At 73.1% G+C, this 17,006-nt stretch carries 18 protein-coding genes; 14 read left to right on the forward strand and 4 right to left on the reverse strand.

What is annotated here, in order from left to right; all coding sequences use genetic code 11:
* Positions 1-28: 28 nt before the first annotated feature.
* The 3 genes from ACQP00_RS26355 to ACQP00_RS26365 all read left to right on the forward strand — a co-directional run bounded on the left by ACQP00_RS26355 (position 29) and on the right by ACQP00_RS26365 (position 4,041).
* On the forward strand, positions 29-253 hold the full coding sequence (locus tag ACQP00_RS26355; protein ID WP_433223518.1) for a hypothetical protein: 225 nt from the start codon (positions 29-31) through the stop codon (positions 251-253).
* Between the two features lie 123 nt (positions 254-376).
* The gene (gene lon, locus ACQP00_RS26360) at positions 377-2,725 is read left to right on the forward strand and encodes an endopeptidase La (protein ID WP_433223520.1); all 2,349 of its coding nucleotides are present in this window, start codon (positions 377-379) and stop codon (positions 2,723-2,725) included.
* Positions 2,726-2,991: 266 nt separating this feature from the next.
* Positions 2,992-4,041, forward strand: a complete 1,050-nt coding sequence (locus ACQP00_RS26365) for a DNA glycosylase AlkZ-like family protein (RefSeq protein WP_433223522.1) — start codon at positions 2,992-2,994, stop codon at positions 4,039-4,041.
* Here ACQP00_RS26365 and nth read toward each other — a convergent pair.
* The 3 genes from nth to ACQP00_RS26380 form a co-directional block, all read right to left on the reverse strand.
* Entirely contained in the window at positions 4,034-4,729 is a 696-nt protein-coding gene (nth, locus tag ACQP00_RS26370) for an endonuclease III (RefSeq protein ID WP_433223524.1), read from the reverse strand. The two genes, ACQP00_RS26365 and nth, sit on opposite strands and share 8 nt — an antisense overlap.
* A 68-nt stretch (positions 4,730-4,797) precedes the next feature.
* Positions 4,798-5,787, reverse strand: coding sequence for a malate dehydrogenase (locus ACQP00_RS26375; RefSeq protein ID WP_433223526.1), 990 nt, complete (start codon positions 5,785-5,787; stop codon positions 4,798-4,800).
* A gap of 70 nt (positions 5,788-5,857) precedes the next feature.
* Complete coding sequence (locus ACQP00_RS26380; RefSeq protein WP_433223528.1) at positions 5,858-6,646, reverse strand: methyltransferase domain-containing protein; 789 nt, start codon at positions 6,644-6,646, stop codon at positions 5,858-5,860.
* 35 nt (positions 6,647-6,681) lie between these two features.
* Between ACQP00_RS26380 and ACQP00_RS26385 the strand changes: the two genes are divergently transcribed.
* The 10 genes from ACQP00_RS26385 (at position 6,682) to ppgK (ending at position 14,613) form a co-directional block, all read left to right on the forward strand.
* Positions 6,682-6,930, forward strand: coding sequence for a hypothetical protein (locus ACQP00_RS26385; protein ID WP_433223530.1), 249 nt, complete (start codon positions 6,682-6,684; stop codon positions 6,928-6,930).
* Between the two features lie 114 nt (positions 6,931-7,044).
* Entirely contained in the window at positions 7,045-7,293 is a 249-nt protein-coding gene (locus ACQP00_RS26390) for an SCO4226 family nickel-binding protein (RefSeq protein ID WP_433223532.1), read from the forward strand.
* A 185-nt stretch (positions 7,294-7,478) separates the two neighbouring features.
* Positions 7,479-8,333, forward strand: coding sequence for an STAS domain-containing protein (locus ACQP00_RS26395; RefSeq protein ID WP_433223534.1), 855 nt, complete (start codon positions 7,479-7,481; stop codon positions 8,331-8,333).
* Positions 8,333-8,734, forward strand: a complete 402-nt coding sequence (locus tag ACQP00_RS26400) for an STAS domain-containing protein (RefSeq protein WP_433223536.1) — start codon at positions 8,333-8,335, stop codon at positions 8,732-8,734. The genes ACQP00_RS26395 and ACQP00_RS26400 overlap by 1 nt, the downstream gene beginning before the upstream one ends.
* The gene (locus ACQP00_RS26405) at positions 8,727-9,146 is read left to right on the forward strand and encodes an ATP-binding protein (protein WP_433223538.1); all 420 of its coding nucleotides are present in this window, start codon (positions 8,727-8,729) and stop codon (positions 9,144-9,146) included. Before ACQP00_RS26400 ends, ACQP00_RS26405 begins: the two co-directional genes overlap by 8 nt.
* Positions 9,143-10,180 carry an ATP-binding protein gene (locus ACQP00_RS26410; RefSeq protein ID WP_433223540.1) on the forward strand — a complete coding sequence of 346 codons (1,038 nt, stop codon included), beginning with the start codon at positions 9,143-9,145 and terminating at the stop codon, positions 10,178-10,180. The genes ACQP00_RS26405 and ACQP00_RS26410 overlap by 4 nt, the downstream gene beginning before the upstream one ends.
* Positions 10,177-11,883 carry an ATP-binding protein gene (locus ACQP00_RS26415; protein ID WP_433223542.1) on the forward strand — a complete coding sequence of 569 codons (1,707 nt, stop codon included), beginning with the start codon at positions 10,177-10,179 and terminating at the stop codon, positions 11,881-11,883. Before ACQP00_RS26410 ends, ACQP00_RS26415 begins: the two co-directional genes overlap by 4 nt.
* Positions 11,880-13,454: a SpoIIE family protein phosphatase gene (locus ACQP00_RS26420; protein WP_433223544.1), complete on the forward strand. Its 1,575-nt coding sequence runs from the start codon at positions 11,880-11,882 to the stop codon at positions 13,452-13,454. The genes ACQP00_RS26415 and ACQP00_RS26420 overlap by 4 nt, the downstream gene beginning before the upstream one ends.
* Positions 13,455-13,502: 48 nt before the next feature.
* Entirely contained in the window at positions 13,503-13,763 is a 261-nt protein-coding gene (locus ACQP00_RS26425; RefSeq protein WP_433223546.1) for a Prokaryotic metallothionein, read from the forward strand.
* Positions 13,764-13,851: 88 nt separating this feature from the next.
* Positions 13,852-14,613 carry a polyphosphate--glucose phosphotransferase gene (gene ppgK, locus ACQP00_RS26430; RefSeq protein WP_433223548.1) on the forward strand — a complete coding sequence of 254 codons (762 nt, stop codon included), beginning with the start codon at positions 13,852-13,854 and terminating at the stop codon, positions 14,611-14,613.
* Between the two features lie 4 nt (positions 14,614-14,617).
* Here ppgK and ACQP00_RS26435 read toward each other — a convergent pair whose 3' ends face one another.
* Positions 14,618-15,193 (reverse strand): hypothetical protein, encoded by a 576-nt coding sequence (locus ACQP00_RS26435; protein ID WP_433223550.1) that lies wholly within the window; start codon positions 15,191-15,193, stop codon positions 14,618-14,620.
* Positions 15,194-15,401: 208 nt separating this feature from the next.
* Here ACQP00_RS26435 and ACQP00_RS26440 point away from each other — a divergent pair, with 208 nt between their 5' ends.
* Entirely contained in the window at positions 15,402-16,934 is a 1,533-nt protein-coding gene (locus ACQP00_RS26440; RefSeq protein ID WP_433223552.1) for a protein kinase domain-containing protein, read from the forward strand.
* Positions 16,935-17,006 lie beyond the last annotated feature (72 nt).

Consider the following 17,006-nt stretch of genomic DNA (forward strand, 5'->3'; position numbering starts at 1 on the left):
CGGCGTCGCCCTGGTCGAACGGGCCGAGGTGGGCGACCGCGTCCAGCTGTGGCTCCCCGCCGGCGCTCCGGCGCCGCTGGGCGGTGACCGCCCGTTGCTGCTGATCGCCGGCCGCGATGCCGTCGCACCGGTGCAGGCCATCCTCGCCGAGGCGCACATCGCGGGGACCGCCGACTCGACCGCGGTCGACGCGGCGGCCGTGCTCGGGGCCGGCGTGCCTGCGGAGCGCACCGTGGTCGCCCGTATCGGTTGAGCGCGGCGGCAGCACCAAGCGCGCGAGTGGCCTGGGTCACACGTCAGGTGCCGGCGGGAACAAGGGGCACCGTTTGTAACTTAAGCCTGACACGCTCAACCTACTGATGGCAGGTGTGTCCTGATGGCAACACTTCCAGTTCTACCCCTCAACGACGACGTCCTGCTTCCTGGCATGGTCATTCCCGTGACGCTCGACGCCTCCACGCAGGCGGCTGTCGACGCGGCGCGTTCCGCCGGTGACAAGCGGGTGCTCGCCGTCCCGCGGGTCGACGGCGCCTATGGGTCGTTCGGTGTGATCGCCGTGCTCGAGAAGGTTGGGCGGCTGCCCAGCGGGGAGCCGGCGGCCGTGATCCGCGGCCTGGACCGGGCCCGCATCGGGGCCGGTGTGCCCGGGCCGGGTGCCGCGCTCTGGGTCGAGGCCTCCGAGGTCAGCGAGCCCGTCCCGGCCGGCAAGGCGCGGGAGCTGGCGCGCGAGTACAAGGCGCTGGTCATCGGCGTGCTGCAGGAGCGCGGCGCGTGGCAGGTGATCGACACCGTCGAGAAGATCAGTGATCTGTCCGAGCTGGCCGACTCCGCCGGGTACGCGCCGTGGCTCACCCTGGAGCAGAAGATCCAGCTGCTGGAGGCGCCCGACGTCACCGCGCGGCTGGAGCTGCTCGTGGAGTGGGCGCGGGCGCACGCGGCCGAGCAGCAGGTCAACGAGAAGATCAACCATGACGTGCGCGAGGGGCTGGAGAAGACCCAGCGCGAGTTCCTGCTGCGCCAGCAGCTGGCCGCGATCCGCAAGGAGCTCGGCGAGGACGAGCCCGACGGGTCGGCCGACTACCGGTCCCGGGTCGAGGCGGCCGAGCTGCCCGGCAACGTCCGGGAGGCGGCGCTGCGCGAGGTCGGGCGGCTCGAGCGGGCCAGCGACCAGTCGCCGGAGGCCGGGTGGATCCGCACCTGGCTCGACACGGTGCTGGAGATGCCGTGGAGCGAGCGGACCGAGGACAACACCGACCTGGCGGCGGCGCGGGCGGTGCTCGACGCCGACCACGCGGGGCTGGCGGACGTGAAGGACCGCATCCTCGAGTACCTCGCGGTGCGCAACCGTCGCGCCGAGAAGAACCTGCAGGTCGTCGGCGGGCGCGGCTCGGGTGCCGTGCTGGCGCTCGCGGGCCCTCCCGGGGTCGGCAAGACCAGCCTCGGCGAGTCCGTGGCCCGGGCGCTCGGGCGCAAGTTCGTCCGCGTGTCGCTCGGCGGCGTGCGGGACGAGGCGGAGATCCGGGGCCACCGGCGCACGTACGTCGGAGCCCTGCCGGGCCGGATCGTGCGGGCGCTGCGTGAGGCCGGCTCGATGAACCCGGTCGTGCTGCTCGACGAGGTCGACAAGCTGGCCGTCGGCTACGCCGGCGACCCGGCCGCGGCGCTGCTCGAGGTGCTCGACCCGGCGCAGAACCACACGTTCCGCGACCACTACCTCGAGGTCGACCTGGACCTGTCCGACGTGCTGTTCCTGGCCACCGCGAACGTGGTGGAGACCATCCCCGGCCCGCTGCTGGACCGGATGGAGCTGGTGCAGCTGGACGGGTACACCGAGCAGGAGAAGGTCGCCATCGCCCGCGACCACCTGCTGCCGCGGCAGCTGCAGCGGGCCGGGCTGGAGGCCTCCGAGGTCACCGTCACCGACGAGGCGCTGGGCCGCATCGCCGGCGAGCACACCCGCGAGGCCGGCGTGCGCCAGCTCGAGCGGGCCCTGGCCAAGATCCTGCGCAAGGTCGCCGTCGCGCTGGCGAGCGACCCGGCGCCGGTCGAGGTGGGGGTGGACGAGGTCGCGAAGTACCTGGGCCGGGCGCGGTTCACGCCCGAGTCGGCCGAGCGCACCGCCGTCCCCGGCGTGGCGACCGGCCTGGCGGTGACCGGGGCGGGCGGCGACGTGCTGTTCATCGAGGCCACCTCGATGGAGGGCGAGCCCGGCCTGACCCTGACCGGCCAGCTCGGCGACGTGATGAAGGAGTCGGCGCACATCGCGCTGTCGTACCTGCGCTCGAACGGGCGCCGGCTCGGCATCGACCCCAACCAGCTCGCCGGGCGGCGCATCCACCTGCACGTCCCCGCGGGTGCGGTGCCCAAGGACGGCCCGAGCGCCGGCATCACCATGGTCACGGCCCTGGCGTCGCTGGCCACGGGGCGCCCGGTGCGCCCGGAGTTCGGCATGACCGGCGAGGTCACCCTGGCCGGCCGGGTCCTGCCGATCGGCGGCGTGAAGCAGAAGCTGCTCGCCGCCCACCGCGCGGGCCTGACCGAGGTCATCATCCCGAAGCGCAACGAGCCCGACCTGGACGACCTGCCGCAGGAGGTGCGCGAGCAGCTGACCGTGCACGCCCTGGCCGACGTCGCCGACGTCCTCGCCCTGGCCCTGCGCCCGGCCGCCGAGGGTGAGGGCAGCGACGGCCCGGCCGTGCCGGACTACGTCCCGGCCGGGATCTAGGACCGCACCGCGGGTCCGGCAAGGCGCCTGGCGGGGCGCGCCGGACCCGGGGCGTGGGGGTGGTAGCGGAGACGCGGCGCCGTATCCGGTGAACCCGGGTGCGGCGCCGCGTCATGTCCGGCAACACCGGGCGTGGCGCCGCGTCAGGTCCGGCGATGTCGGATGCCCACCCCGCGCCGTCGCCTCGCGTCGTGCTCATGCCGGGCAAGGACGGCGACGGCGGGCGACGGATCGTGGCCGGCGCCGGTAGCCGGTAGCGTGGCCGCGTGACGCTCTCGTTGAGCTGGGACGACGTGCTGCACTGGCGGTGCCGGCAGCAGTGGCTGCACCGCCCGGCGCAGGCCGTCGATCCGGTGGCCGTGGTCGAGCGGCTCGCGGGGGTGCAGGCGCAGGTGGCGTCGTGTGCCGAGCAGGCCGTCGCCGCGCGGCAGGCGCGACCTGATCCCGGGTCGGTGCGGCAGGCGGTACAAGAGCAGAAGCTTGTCAAAACGTGGTCGGTGCGCGGCACCCTGCATCTGCTGACGCCCACGCAGGCCGCCGCCCAGCTCACGCTCCTCGGGGCGGCGCGCACGTGGGAGAAGGGGGTGTGGCAGCGGACGTTCGTGACCGTGGCGCAGATGGACGCGATGGCCGAGGCCGCGCGGGAGGCGCTCGACGGGCACGTCCTCACGCGGGAGCAGCTCACCGCCGCGATCGTCGAGCACGCCGGGGACCCGTCGCTCGCGGAGCATCTGAAGTCCGGATGGGGGGCGGTGCTCAAGCCGCTGTCGTGGCAGGGCCTGCTGGTGTACGGGCCGAACAGCGACGACAACCGGGTCACGTTCACGCGGCCGTCCTTCGAGATCCCGGAGCCGGGCGAGGCGGCGAGGGTGGTGGTGCCGGCGTACCTCGGGGCGTATGGGCCGGCGTCGCGTGAGACGTTCGACCAGTGGCTGATCCGCGGGCAGTCGAAGAAGGCGATGCTCCGCCAGTGGTTCGCCGGCCTGCACGAGGACGGGCTCATCGCCGAGGTGGACGTCGAGGGGGAGCGGCTGTGGGCCCGCACCGAGGACGTCGACAGTCTGGCGGCGAAACCCCGGTTCGACGAGGTGCGGCTGCTGCCGGCGTTCGATCAGTTCGTGCTCGGGCCCGGCACCGCCGACGAGCGGACGCTGCCGAAGGAGCACCGCGCCGAGGTGAGCCGGGCGGGCGGGTGGATCTCGCCGGTCGTCGCGTACCGGGGGAGGATCGCCGGAACCTGGGACGGCGACGGGGAGACGCTCTGGGACAAGGTTCCCGCCGCCAAGCTGACGGCGGAGCGCAGGCGGCTCACTTGAGCAGGGCGCGGGCCTTCTCCGGGTCCTGCTCGCCCAGGGCCGATGACGGGCACTCCTTGGCCAGGGGGCAGGCGCCGCACGCCGGCTTGCGGGAGTGGCAGGTCCGCCGGCCGTGCAGGATCAGCAGCTGGTTGACGGTGACCCAGTCCTTCTTGTCGTACCGCGCCTGGATCGCCGCCTCCGCCGCGTCCACGTCCTTCTCCGGGGACCAGCCGAGGCGGTGCGCGACGCGGCCGGTGTGCGTGTCGACGGAGACGGCGGGGACGGCGAAGGCGTTGCCCAGCACCATGTTCGCGGTCTTGCGGCCGACCCACGGCAGCGCCACGAGCTCGTCCAGCGTGGCGGGGACCTCGCCCGCGTGCCGCTCGACGAGGGTCGCGGCGAGCTTGATGACGTTGCGGGTCTTCTGCCGGTAGTACCCGACGGGGACCAGGATCTGCTCCATCTCCTCCTGCTCGGCGGCGGCCAGGTCGGCGGCGGCCGGGTAGCGGGTGAACAGGACCGGGGTGACGGCGTTGACCCGCTCGTCGAGGGTCTGCGCGGCCAGAGTGGCGGCGACCAGCAGCTGCAGCGGGGAGGCGAAGTCGAGCTCGAGGCGGTGGTCGGGGTAGCGGGCCAGCAGGAGCTTGAGGATGCGCCGGGCCCGTCTGGTCTCCGCGATGGGCAGAGCCGTTGCCGCTGGAGTCACGCCGGAAGCCTACTGCGGATACAACGATGGGGCGGCCCGTCGCCGGGCCGCCCCACGAAAGGACGCGATCAGATGAGGCCCAGGCGCGAGACCGCGTCGCGCTCCTCTTCCAGCTCGGCGACCGAGGCGTCGATGCGGGCGCGGGAGAACTCGTCGATGTCCAGGCCCTGCACGATCTCCCACTTGCCGCCGGCCGAGGTGACCGGGAAGGAGGAGATGAGGCCGGCGGGCACGCCGTAGGAGCCGTCGGAGACGATGCCGGCCGAGGTCCAGTCGCCCTCGGCGGTGCCGTTGACCCAGTCGTAGACGTGGTCGATGGCGGCCGAGGCGGCGGACGCGGCCGAGGAGGCGCCGCGGACCTCGATGATCTCGGCGCCGCGCTTGGCCACCCGCGGGATGAACTCGTCGGCCAGCCACTGCTGGTCGCCGACGGCCTCGGCGGCGTTGCGGCCGGAGACCTCGGCGTGGAAGAGGTCCGGGTACTGCGTGGCGGAGTGGTTGCCCCAGATGGTGACCTTGCGGATCTCGGAGACCGGCACGGAGAGCTTGCGCGACAGCTGGGAGATCGCCCGGTTGTGGTCGAGGCGGGTCATGGCGGTGAAGCGCTCGGCCGGCACGTCGGGGGCGTGGCGCTGGGCGATGAGGGCGTTGGTGTTGGCCGGGTTGCCCACCACGAGGACCTTGATGTCCTCGGCGGCGCCGGCGTTGATCGCCTCGCCCTGCGGCTTGAAGATGCCGCCGTTGGCCTCGAGCAGGTCGCCGCGCTCCATGCCCTTGGTGCGGGGGCGGGCACCGACGAGCAGGGCCACGTTGGCGCCGGAGAAGGCGGCCTTCGGGTCGTCGAACACGTCGACCCCGGCGAGCAGCGGGAACGCGCCGTCCTCCAGCTCCAGGGCCGTGCCCTCGGCGGCGCGTACGGCCTGCGGGATCTCCAGCAGCCGCAGCTTGACCCGCGTGTTCGCGCCGAGCAGCTGCCCGGAGGCGATGCGGAACAGCAGCGCGTAGCCGATCTGGCCGGCCGCGCCGGTCACGGTGACGTTGACGGACGAATCGCTCATGAGAAGTCTCCTGGCAGCAACGGCGGGTATGCTTCTGCCCCCAAACTATCCTCGCCGCCCGATCGGCCGTTCACCTTCCGTCCACTCCGTGTGGCTTACGGCACTCGATCAGGTACCGGGCCACGGTGGCGGTGAACGGGCCCTCCCGCTCGATGCGCTCGTGCATCTCGGCGAGCTTGTCGCGGTACCGCTGGAGAGTGAAGCCCGGCACGATCCAGATCACCTTGCGCAGGTACACCGCGACCGCCGCGACGTCGAGGAACTCCAGCCGCAGCGTGGCCTCCCGCACGTCGACGACGTCGAGCCCGGCGCTCTGCGCCCCGGCGCGGGCGCGGGCCACGCTGCGGCCGTCGCCGAGCGGCTGCGGGCCCATCATGAAGTCGGTCAGGGCGGCGGCGGTGCCGACCCCGACGTGCTGGGCGAGGTACGTGCCGCCGGGGGCCAGCACCCGGGCGATCTCCGGCCAGCCGACGACGACCGGGTGGCGGCTGGAGACCAGGTCGAACGCGCCGTCGGCGAAGGGCAACGGCGCGTCGTCCTCGACCTGTTCGACGCTCGCCCCGAACTCGTCCAGCGCGGCGCGGGCGAGGGCGGTGTTGGGCGGCCACGACTCCGTGGCGGCGACGGTGGCCGGGCACGCACCGGCGGTACAAGCGGAGGAAAGGGCCTCGCGGAAGACCTCCCCGCCGCCGGTCTGCACGTCCAGGGCGGCGGCCGCGGTGCGCAACCGGTCGCCGAGGAGCCGGGCATAGCCCCACGGCGGGCGCTCCTCGGTGGCGCGCCCGGCGAACCAGGAGAAGTCCCAGCCCTCGACGGGGGCGGCGGCGGCCTCGTCGAGCAGGTCGTCGAGCCTGTTCATGGTTGTACCCTCCGTTGCCGGGGCATCACCCAGGCATGACGATCATTCCGCAGAACACGCCGTTGTGGCTGGCCACCACCGCGGAGAACGAGGTTGTGCAGGCCGGCCGGGTGATCGGGTGGCAGACCGAGCACATCGAGCCGGTGCCGCTGGTGGCGTGGACCGACGAGACCGGCCAGCTGATGCGGGTCGGGCATCCGGTCGGCCCGATCTCGTGGCTCGGCGACACCCGCGGCGAGGCGCTCGAGTCTGCCCAGCGCGAGACCCGCCTCGCAACGCTATAACGCCGCCGGGCCGCCTCAGTCGGCAGAGTTACCGATGCGTGCTCATCCGCCCCTCGGCGAGGCTGGTCCGCAGCGGGGTGCGGAGCGTGCCCCTGGATCGCAAGGGGACGGACGATGGCCAAGTTCATGGATGTGCACGACGGGTTCGTCGGGGTGACGGCGGAGCAGCTGGCGGCCGCGCACGAGGCCGACCTCGCCGTCGAGGGCGAGGAGGGGGTGCACTTCGAGCGGGCCTGGCTGGACCCGGAGGCGGGCAAGGTCTTCTGCCTGTCGAGCGGGCCGAGCAAGGAGGCGGTCATGCGGGTGCACGAGAAGGCCGGCCACCCCACGACCGAGGTGTACGAGCTCCCGGTCGAGGTCTGACCGTACAGGCCTAGTATCCTAGGACGGCCAACGCGGCGTGGCACCGGTGACAGGTGTCGCGCCGCCGCGGACAACCGGGTGTGAAATTTGTCCGGTGGCAAACAGGTGTCCGCGTTCGCTTGGCTGCGCGGCGGGCGGTACCGTCCACTCCGAATCGCGAAACGCGTTGTAGGGGGAGTGGACGGGTGAAGGTGAACGCCGAGGCGAGGCAGCGGCTCAGTGCGCTCCTGCGGTCGCACGAGGACGAGGTCCTGAAGCGCTGGACGGAGATCGCGTCCCGCTCGCTGCGGGGCCGGCTCACCGAGGCCGAGCTGTTGCGCCAGGTGCGCGACGTCTACGCCGCGCTGCTGGGCATGCTCGAGGGCAACGGCGACGGCGAGCTGGCCGGGTCCCACGGCGGGGAGTCCCGCGCGGCGCTCGGTGAGCTGTCCAAGGACTGGGCGCGGCAGGGATTCACCCCGACCGAGACGGCGAACCTGGTCTTCACCGTCAAGGAGGTCGTGCTCGAGCTGTCGCAGTCCGCCGAGGCCGACTCGGTGCTGGCCGACTTCCTGGTGCTGTCGCTGCTCGTCGACGAGATGGGCCTGTACACGTTCGAGGCCTACTCCAAGGCCCGTGAGTCGATCATCGCCGACCAGACCGAGCAGCTGCTGGAGCTGTCCACGCCGGTGGTGAAGCTGTGGGAGGGCGTGGTGGCCGTCCCGCTGGTCGGCACCCTGGACTCGGCCCGCGCCCAGGTGGTGATGGAGAAGCTGCTGCAGACGCTGGTCGACACCGGATCGGCCTACGCGATCGTGGACATCACGGGTGTACCGGCGGTCGACACGCAGGTCGCGCAGCACATCCTCAAGACCGTGGTGGCGGCGCGGCTGATGGGCGCGGAGTGCATCATCTCCGGCATCCGGCCGCAGATCGCCCAGACGGTCGTGGCGCTGGGCATCGAGTTCGGCGACATCGCCACCAAGGCGACGCTCGCCGACGCGCTCGTGCACGCGCTGCGGGCCAGCGGGGTCGAGCTCAAGCGGGGCCGGGCCGCCTGATGGACCGGGTACCCGTCCTGAAGATCGGCGACATCCTGCTGGTGTCGATCCAGATCGACCTCGACGACGAGTCGGCGATGCAGTTGCAGGAGGACCTGTCCGACCAGATCGTCATCACCGGCGCGCACGGTGTCGTCATCGACATCTCGGCGCTGGAGATCGTCGACTCGTTCATCGGCCGGATGCTGTCCACGATCGCGGCGGTGTCGCGGGTGCTGGACGCCGAGACGGTGGTGGTCGGGATGCGCCCGGCGGTGGCGATCACACTGGTCGAGCTGGGCCTGTCGCTCAACGGTGTCAGGACCGCGCTCAACGTGGACAAGGCGCTGGAGATCCTGGCCGCGTCGAAGCACATCCACGGGGTCGGCATGCTGACGGTGACCGAGGACGACGGTGCCTGACTCCGGGGCCGGGCAGGAGCCGCTCAGGCTGGACATCGGCGATGACAAGGACGTCGTGCGGGTCCGGCAGGCGGTCCGCGTGCTGGCCGTGGAGGCCAAGCTGCCGCTGGTGGATCAGACGAAGCTGGTGACCGCGGCCAGTGAGCTGGCCCGCAACACCCTGATCCACGGCGGCGGCGGCTACGCCACGATCGCGGCGGTGCACAACGGCCGGCGGGGCGGGGTGCGGGCCGAGTTCATCGACACCGGCCCGGGTATCGTGGACCTGGGGCTGGCGTTCACCGACGGGTACACCACCGGCAGCGGGCTGGGACTGGGCCTGTCGGGGTCGCGGCGGCTGGTGGACGAGTTCGAGATCGATTCGACGCCGGGTGCGGGTACGCGCATCGCGGTGACGAAGTGGGCCCGGTGACGGCCGCTGCGGCGCCGCCGACGGTCGAGGAGCTGGGCTGGGTCGCGGTCGAGGACGCGGGGGCGGCGGGGGTCGCCCGCCGGGTCGCGGTCGACTGCGCGCACCGGCTGGGCTTCAGTGAGCAGCGGGCCGGTGAGGTGGCGATTGTCGCCGCCGAGCTGGCGTCGAACCTGCACCGGCACGCCGACGGGGGTGCGCTGTCGGTGCGTTGCCTGCGCCGCGGCGATGTCGGCGGGGTGGAACTGGTCGCGGTGGATGCCGGACCGGGGATGCGGGACCTGCCGTTCAGCTCGCTGGACGGGCATTCGACGGCCGGTACCCTCGGCATCGGTCTGGGCGCGGTCCAGCGGCTGTCGGACGTGGCGGCGGGCTATTCGCTGCCGGGCAAGGGCACGGTGCTGACGGCGCAGTTGTGGCCGGCGGAGCGGCGTGGGGTGGCGCCGGCGCGGCGGGTCGCGGGGTTGTCGCGGCCGATCACGGGCGAGAAGGTGTGCGGGGACCGGTACGCGGCCCGGTCGACCGGTGACGGGGGTCTGCTGGTGCTGGTGGCCGACGGGCTGGGGCACGGGTCGCTGGCCGCGGCGGCGTCGGCGGCGGTGGTGGATGCCTTCCTGGGTACGGCGTCCGAGGCCCCCGGGCAGATCGTGGATCACGTGCACCGGGTGGTGTCGCACACCCGTGGGGCGGCGGTGTCGGTGGCGCGGCTGGGTGACGGGTCGGCGGTGTTCGCGGGGCTGGGCAATGTCGCGGGGACGATCGCGTTTCCCAACGGGGATCGGCGGGGCATGGTGAGCATGCCGGGCATCGTCGGGCACCAGGCCCGCGGGGTCCGCGAGTTCACCTATGAGCTGCCGCCGGAGGCGATCGTGGTCATGCACTCCGACGGGGTGTCGGATCGGTGGAACCTGCGGGACTACCCGGGGTTGTCGCGGCAGGACCCGCTGCTGGTGGCGGCGACGCTGCTGCGCGATGCGGGGGTACGGCGGGACGATGCGTGTGTGGCGGTGGCGCGTACGGGTGCGGGGCCGACGTGACCGGCCCTGAGCCGGTGCTGCTGCGGATGGTGCTGCGGGAGGAGCACGACGTGTTCGTGCTGCGCCAGCGTGGGCGGGAGGTGGCGGCCGCGCTCGGCATGGAGCACCAGGACCAGGTGCGCGTGGCGACCGCCCTGAGCGAGGTCGGGCGGGACGTGGCCGAGGGGGAGGTGACCTTCGCGACGGCCTTGGAACCCCGCCCCCACCTGGTCATTGTTGTGACATCAGCGGCCGTGGGTACCAGAAACCTCGACGGCGTCCGGGCGGCCGGGCGGTTGATGGATGAGGTGCGGGTGGACGACGAGCGGATCGTGCTGACGCGGCGGTTACCGGGGCAGGTCGACCCGGAGCGGCTCGAGCAGGCGCGCCGGGAGCTCGCCGGAAGTGCGCCGACGACCGCGCTGGACGAGCTGAGCGTGCAGAACCGGCAGCTGGTCACGGCGCTGGAGGACGTGCAGGCGCACCGCGACGAGCTGCTGCGGCTCAACGCGGAGCTCGAGGAGACGAACAAGGGCGTGATGGCCCTGTACACGCAGCTGTCCGAGGAGCTGGAGCAGACCAACCAGGGTGTGGTCGCCCTGTACGCGGAGCTCGACGAGCGTTCGGCGCAGCTGCGGGAGGCCAACGAGGCCAAGAGCCGGTTCCTGGCCAACGTGTCGCACGAGCTGCGGGCGCCGGTGACGGCGATCATCGGGTTGAGCCGGCTGCTGCTGGACCCGCGTTCGGAGCCGTTGACCGGGGAGCAGACGCATCAGCTGGAGCTGGTGCAGGGTTCGGCGGCCGACCTGCTGGCCCGGGTCAACGACCTGCTGGATTTGGCCAAGGCGGAGTCGGGAAGGATCGAGCCGAACTGGGCGCCGGTGGACCTGGCGGCGGTGTTCGGGCAGCTGCGCGGCACGCTGCGGCCGCTGGCGCGGCCGGAGGTGGCGCTGGAGGTCGAGGAGCCGCCGGCCGGCGGGCTGGTCAGCGACGAGCTGCTGCTGACGCAGATCCTGCGCAACCTGCTGACGAATGCGCTGAAGTTCACCGATCGGGGCACGGTCGGGATGGGCGGGTGGGTGGACGGGGACCGGTTGTACATCGCGGTCGCCGACACCGGCATCGGTATCCCGTTCGCGGAGCAGTCCCGCGTGTTCGAGGAGTTCCATCAGGTCCGCGGGGCGCGGCAGGCGGGCGGGACGGGGCTCGGGCTGCCGTACGCGCGGCGGCTGGCGACCCTGCTCGGCGGGGCGTTGACGATGGTCAGCGAGCCGGGGGAGGGCAGCACGTTCACGTTGTCGCTGCCGCTGCGCCCGGCGGTGCCCGACGACGCACACGAGGGTGAGGGGCCGCTGCCGCAGGTGGACCGGGCCCTGGTGGTCGACGACGACCCGGCCGCGCGGCACCTGCTGCGCCAGCTGCTGGCCGGGGTCGCCGATCAGGTCAGCGAGGCCGCCGACGTGCGGTCGGGGCTGGCGATCGCGGTCCGGGAGCACCCGTCGGTGATCTTCCTGGATCTGCGGATGCCAGGCGGGGACGGCACGCAGATGCTGGCCGACCTGGCCGCGCTGCCGGACGTGGCCGGGATTCCGGTGTTCGTGGTGACGGCGGCGGACCTGTCCGACTTCGCGCCGCACGAGCTGGCCCACGCCCGTTCGGTGCTGGCCAAGGAGCAGGTGACCCGCCGGGCCGTGGTCGAGCTCGTCGCGGGGCTCGAGCCGTGACGACGATCGCGGCGGCGGACATCCTCGTCGTCGACGACAGCCCGTCGAAACGCTATGTGATCACCAGCTGGCTGCGCCGCGAAGGGCACCGGGTGATCGAGGCGGCGACCGGCGAGGACGCCCTGGCGCTGCTGCACGACGGGGCGCCGGGTACCGAACTGGTCGTCCTGGACGTGCGCCTGCCCGACATCGACGGGTTCGAGGTCGCCGAGCGGATCAAGGACGATCCGCGGACGGCCGCGATCCCGGTCATCCACATCTCGGCCACGGCGGTGCACGCGGTGGACCGCACGCAGGGGCTGATCCGCGGCGCCGACGCCTACCTGGCCGAGCCGATCGACCCCGACGAGCTGCTGGCCACGGTGGGGGCACTGCTGCGCTACTCCCGGGCCCGGCACCGTGCCGAGCGGCTCGCCGGGCGGCTGACCCGCCTGGTGGAGACGACCCAGGCGATCAACTCGGCGACGAGCCTGCCGGAGCTGCTGCGGCTGGCCGCGGTCGGCGCGTCGCAGGTGTTCGGCGGGGCCGCGGCGGTCGCCGCGGCGTCGCCGGAGACCGGGGCCCTCGCCGTGGAGGTCGACGCGGCCGGGGCGGTGCCGCTGATGCGGGCCGCGCACCGGGAGCACTTCGAGACCGACCCGCTCGACGGGGCGGTCGGGGCGTCGCTGTTCGGGCAGGACGACGGGCCGTGGTGGGGCGGCCGGCCGGTGTTCCGGGTGGTGGCCCGGGCCAAGGCGGGCCGGGAGCCGCTGCACATCGCGGTGCCGGCCGACGGGTTCACCGACGACGACCACGACGTGCTGCGCCAGCTCGGGCAGGCGATCGCCCTGGCGGTGGAGGCGCTGCGCTCCTACGACGAGGAGCGGCGCACGGCGCTGACGCTGCAGCAGAGCATGCTGCCGGCGTCGCTGCCGCCGGTGCCCGGCTACGACATCGCCGTGCGCTACCGCCCGGCCAGCGACCACGCGTACGTCGGCGGGGACTTCTACGAGATCGTCGCCGTCCCGGGTCACGTGGTGGCGGCGATCGGCGACGTGGCCGGGCATTCGCTGCGCGCCGCGACGATCATGGCGGAGGTGCGGCACGCGCTGCGGGCGTACCTGGCCGAGGACCACGCGCCGGGGCTGACCCTGGAGCGGCTCAACCGGATGATGCTGCGGTTCCTGCCCGAGGAGATCGTGACGATGTGCCTGCTGCGCATCGAGCTCGCGTCGGGGGAGATCCGGCTGACGAACGCCGGGCATCCGCCGCCGCTGCGGGTCGCGGCCGGGCGGGCGGTGCCGGTCGAGGGCCGGGTGGCGCTGCTGGGGGTGCCGACCGTCCACGACGCCGAGACGATCTTCACCCTCGACCCGGGTGAGTCGCTGGTGCTGGTCACCGACGGGCTGATCGAGCGGCGCGGGTCGACGTTCAACGAGGGCCTGGAGCGGTTGCAGACGGCCCTGGCGGGCGGGCTGGGCGCCGACGGCGGCGACGGGGACCTGGAGGCGTTCTGCGACGCGCTGCTGCTCGGCCTGGGCGACGAGTCGGATGACGACCAGGCGATGCTGGTGATCCGGCGGGGGATTTAGCGCCGAACCGGTGGCGGCGGCCGCCCGGCCGGGCCATCCTTCGGGGTTATGGCTATCTGTGTGACCTGCGGAAACGACTACTACATGGCGTTCGAGGTGCGGACCGTCGGCGGCGGTTCGTACACGTTCGACTCGTTCGAGTGCGCGATCCAGAAGCTGGCGCCGGTGTGCGAGCACTGCGGGACCAGGATCGTCGGGCACGGTGCGGAGGTGTCGGGCCGGTTCTACTGCTGCGCGCACTGCGCCCGCACCGCCGACGCGCCGATCGGGCTCGAGGTGCGCGACGCGGTGGGGGCGTACCCGGGGTGATCGCGTTCCCCCGGTGATCATCGCGTTCGGCCGTCATGATTGGGTAACCCGCAGGCAATGTGGGAGCCCCGCGCGTGAAGGAGCAGCTGTGGTCGTCCTGGGAATCGACATTGGTGGATCCGGCATCAAGGGGGCTCCGGTCGATCTGGCCACCGGCGCGTTCACCAGCGAGCGGGTCCGCATCGAGACGCCGCAGCCGGCCGACGTGGCCAGCGTGGTGAAGACCGTCGTGGCCGTCGCGGGCTCGTTCCCGGCCGCCGACGCCATCGGGATCACCTTTCCCGCCGTGGTACTGCACGGTGTCACGAAAACCGCCGCGAACGTCGACGCGTCGTGGGTCGACGCGCCGGCCGAGCGGCTGTTCTCCGAGGCCCTGGGCCGGCCGGTGACGGTGCTCAACGACGCCGACGCGGCGGGGGTGGCGGAGCTGGAGTACGGGGCGGGCCGCGGCGTGCCGGGTCTCGTCGTGATGGTCACCTTCGGCACCGGGATCGGCACCGCCCTGTTCAACGACGGCGTGCTGGTCCCGAACACCGAGTTCGGGCACCTGCAGATGAGCGGCCTGCACCTGCACGGCGGCGACGCCGAGGACTACGCCTCCGACCGCATCCGCGAGGCGCAGGAGCTGAGCTGGCCGGACTGGGCCGAGCGGGTCCAGACGTACCTGCGGCACCTGCACGCCCTGCTCTGGCCCGACCTGATCATGATCGGCGGCGGGGTGAGCAAGAAGGCCGAGAAGTGGCTGCACCTGGTCGACGTCCCGACGAAGGTCGTCCCGGCCACCCTGCTCAACAACGCCGGCATCGCGGGCGCCGCCCTGCTCGCGGCCCGCAACGCCAAGGTGGTCTGAGCTTCTATCCGGCCGTGGTGCAGTCGATCGTGAACTTGACGCGGCTGGACTGCACCCGGTTCGGCGAGGTCGTCTGAATCCAGTACTCGACCGTCCGCCTGGGATGCGCCTTGTCCCAGGTGACGGTGTGCCGCCGGCTGCCCGCGAGCAGCCCGTTCTCCACGACGTACTCGATGTTCTCGCTGCCCAGCAGCAGCCCGTCGGTCGACTGGATGTCCATCCGCACCGGCGTGCGCGCGTCGGAGTCGACCTTCACCACCCAGCGCAGCTCGGCCTGCACGCCGTCGGTCGCGCAGAACCCGCTCTGCCCCGGCTGCGCGAGGGACACCGTCACGCTGCTGACCTTGCCGCCGTTCCCGCCCGGCGCCGGCTTGGCGGTCGGCCGCGCCGGGGACACCAGCGGGTACGCGGACGGATAGGCCGTGACCTTGGTGGAGTCGACGGGCGCGGGCTGCCCGTTGGCGGCCGCCGCGCCCGGCATCGGCGACGAGTAGGGCCCGACCCACTTCGTGGTCACCCCGCTGCAGCCGGCGAGCGTGCACGCCGCGAGCAGGGCCGCGGCCCCCGAGATCCTCCGCACCGCGGGAGCATAGCCGCCCCCCGCCCGCTCAGGTGGACGGACGTCGCTCCCGCCGCAGCCGCTCCGCCTCCCGCGAGCCCGGACCCTGCAGGGTGCCGTCCACCCCGAGCACGTGCGGGGCATCATGCGTTGCGGTTGTGTCCCGGAATGTCTTGGATATCCGGGGTTCGTTTCGGGTGATGTGCGTGGGTGAGGCACCATGGCTGGCATGGGGGATTCGCCCGCGCCGTTGCGTGCCGGCGATCCGGCGTCGGTCGGGTCGTACGTGCTGCGTGGTGTGCTGGGCGTGGGCGGGATGGGGACCGTCTACCTGGCCGAGGCGCGCGACGGGCGGAAGGTCGCGCTGAAGGTCATCAATCCGGCGTTCTACCACGATCCGATGTTCCGGCACCGGTTCGCGGCGGAGGCGGCCGCCGCCTCGCGGGTGGCCGGGTTCTGCACGGCGCGGGTGCTCGACGTGGCCCTCGACGGGGACGTGCCGCATCTGGTCACGGAGTACGTGGCGGGGCCGTCGCTGCACGAGTACGCGACCGAGCACGGGCCGCTCGCCGGGCACGTCGAGGCCGTCGCGGTCGGGGTCGCGGCGGCGCTGACCGCGATCCACGCCGTCGGGCTCGTGCACGCCGATCTGAGCCCGCGCAACGTGCTGCTGTCGCCGTTCGGGCCGAAGGTGATCGACTTCGGGGTGGCGCGGCTGCTCGGGCAGGCCGCGGCGCACGGGCCGAACTTCGGCACGCCGGGCTGGCTGGCGCCGGAGCAGGTGCGGGGCTGGCCGCCGTCGCAGGCCTCCGACGTGTACGCGTGGGGGCTGCTCGTGGCGTGGGCCGGCACCGGCCGGATGCCGCAGGACGGGGAGGTGACCGGCCTGGAGCCGGCGCTGGCCCGGGTGGTGCGCCAGGCTCTGGCGAGCGACCCGGCGGCCCGTCCCACCGCCCGGCAGGTGCTCCTCGCGCAGGTCGGGCAGGACGACCCGGCGGCCGCGCAGGTCGCCGCCACCGTCCGGGCGTCGGCGGCGCCACGCACCGCACGGCAGTCCACGGCCGCGTTTTCCAAGGGCGCGGCATCGGTACCGTCGAAGCCTCCACCGACCCAGCACCTCCGTCCGCTGCCGGGGACCCGCGTCGACCCCGCCGGGCCGCCCCGGTTCTCGCGGCCGCTGCCACCCCCGCCGCCGCCTCCGCGTCGCCGGCCGCGGCGGACCGGGCGGGCGATCACGACCGGGATCGCGCTCGTCGCGCTGCTCGGGTGCCTGCTCGGCGGGCTGCGACTGGCCGAGAAGGCCGGCAAGGGCGGGGCCGGGGCGCAGCCGGGCGAGCCGACGAGGTCCCCGACACCGTCGCCGACGCCGAAACGCAGCCCGGTCGCCGGGGACGGCAAGATGCGCTTCACGCTGGCCGGGTTCAGCTGCGGCAAGCAGGAGCTGGGGGACTGGCCGCTGACCCGCAAGGCCGGCGGGCAGTACTGCCTGGCCGAGCTCAAGGTGGAGAACACCAGCGACAGCAAGGGCCGGATCTGGGTCGGCAACCAGAAGCTGCGCGACAGCGACGGCCACGAGTACGGGCCGGACGAGCTGGCGTGGCTCTGGTACGAGGACGCGCGGCCGCTGTTCAACGAGATCGGGCCGGGGGACTCGGTCACGGGCACGCTCGTCTACGACGTGCCGGAGGGGCTCACGTTCACCGAGCTGCGGGTGAAGTCGGGGCTCGTCGGCGGCGACAGCTCCGCGATCAAGCTCCGCTGAGGTGTGAGAGCGCTCCATGGGAGCGGTTCCGGGCGGGTCGCGCCGGGGTGGCCGGTGGGACCGCGGTCGCAT

Origin of the sequence: Dactylosporangium sp. CS-047395, assembly GCF_050942185.1 — a bacterium.
Classification (GTDB): Bacteria; Actinomycetota; Actinomycetes; order Mycobacteriales; family Micromonosporaceae; genus Dactylosporangium.

Bases quoted from the DNA above. Each gene is read 5' to 3' on its own strand.
- lon (WP_433223520.1), top strand. From the start codon at position 377: ATGGCAACACTTCCAGTTCTACCCCTCAACGACGACGTCCTGCTTCCT.
- ACQP00_RS26375 (WP_433223526.1), bottom strand. From the start codon at position 5,787: ATGAGCGATTCGTCCGTCAACGTCACCGTGACCGGCGCGGCCGGCCAG.
- ACQP00_RS26380 (WP_433223528.1), bottom strand. From the start codon at position 6,646: ATGAACAGGCTCGACGACCTGCTCGACGAGGCCGCCGCCGCCCCCGTC.
- ACQP00_RS26385 (WP_433223530.1), top strand. From the start codon at position 6,682: ATGACGATCATTCCGCAGAACACGCCGTTGTGGCTGGCCACCACCGCG.
- ACQP00_RS26390 (WP_433223532.1), top strand. From the start codon at position 7,045: ATGGCCAAGTTCATGGATGTGCACGACGGGTTCGTCGGGGTGACGGCG.
- ACQP00_RS26400 (WP_433223536.1), top strand. From the start codon at position 8,333: ATGGACCGGGTACCCGTCCTGAAGATCGGCGACATCCTGCTGGTGTCG.
- ACQP00_RS26425 (WP_433223546.1), top strand. From the start codon at position 13,503: ATGGCTATCTGTGTGACCTGCGGAAACGACTACTACATGGCGTTCGAG.
- ACQP00_RS26440 (WP_433223552.1), top strand. From the start codon at position 15,402: ATGGGGGATTCGCCCGCGCCGTTGCGTGCCGGCGATCCGGCGTCGGTC.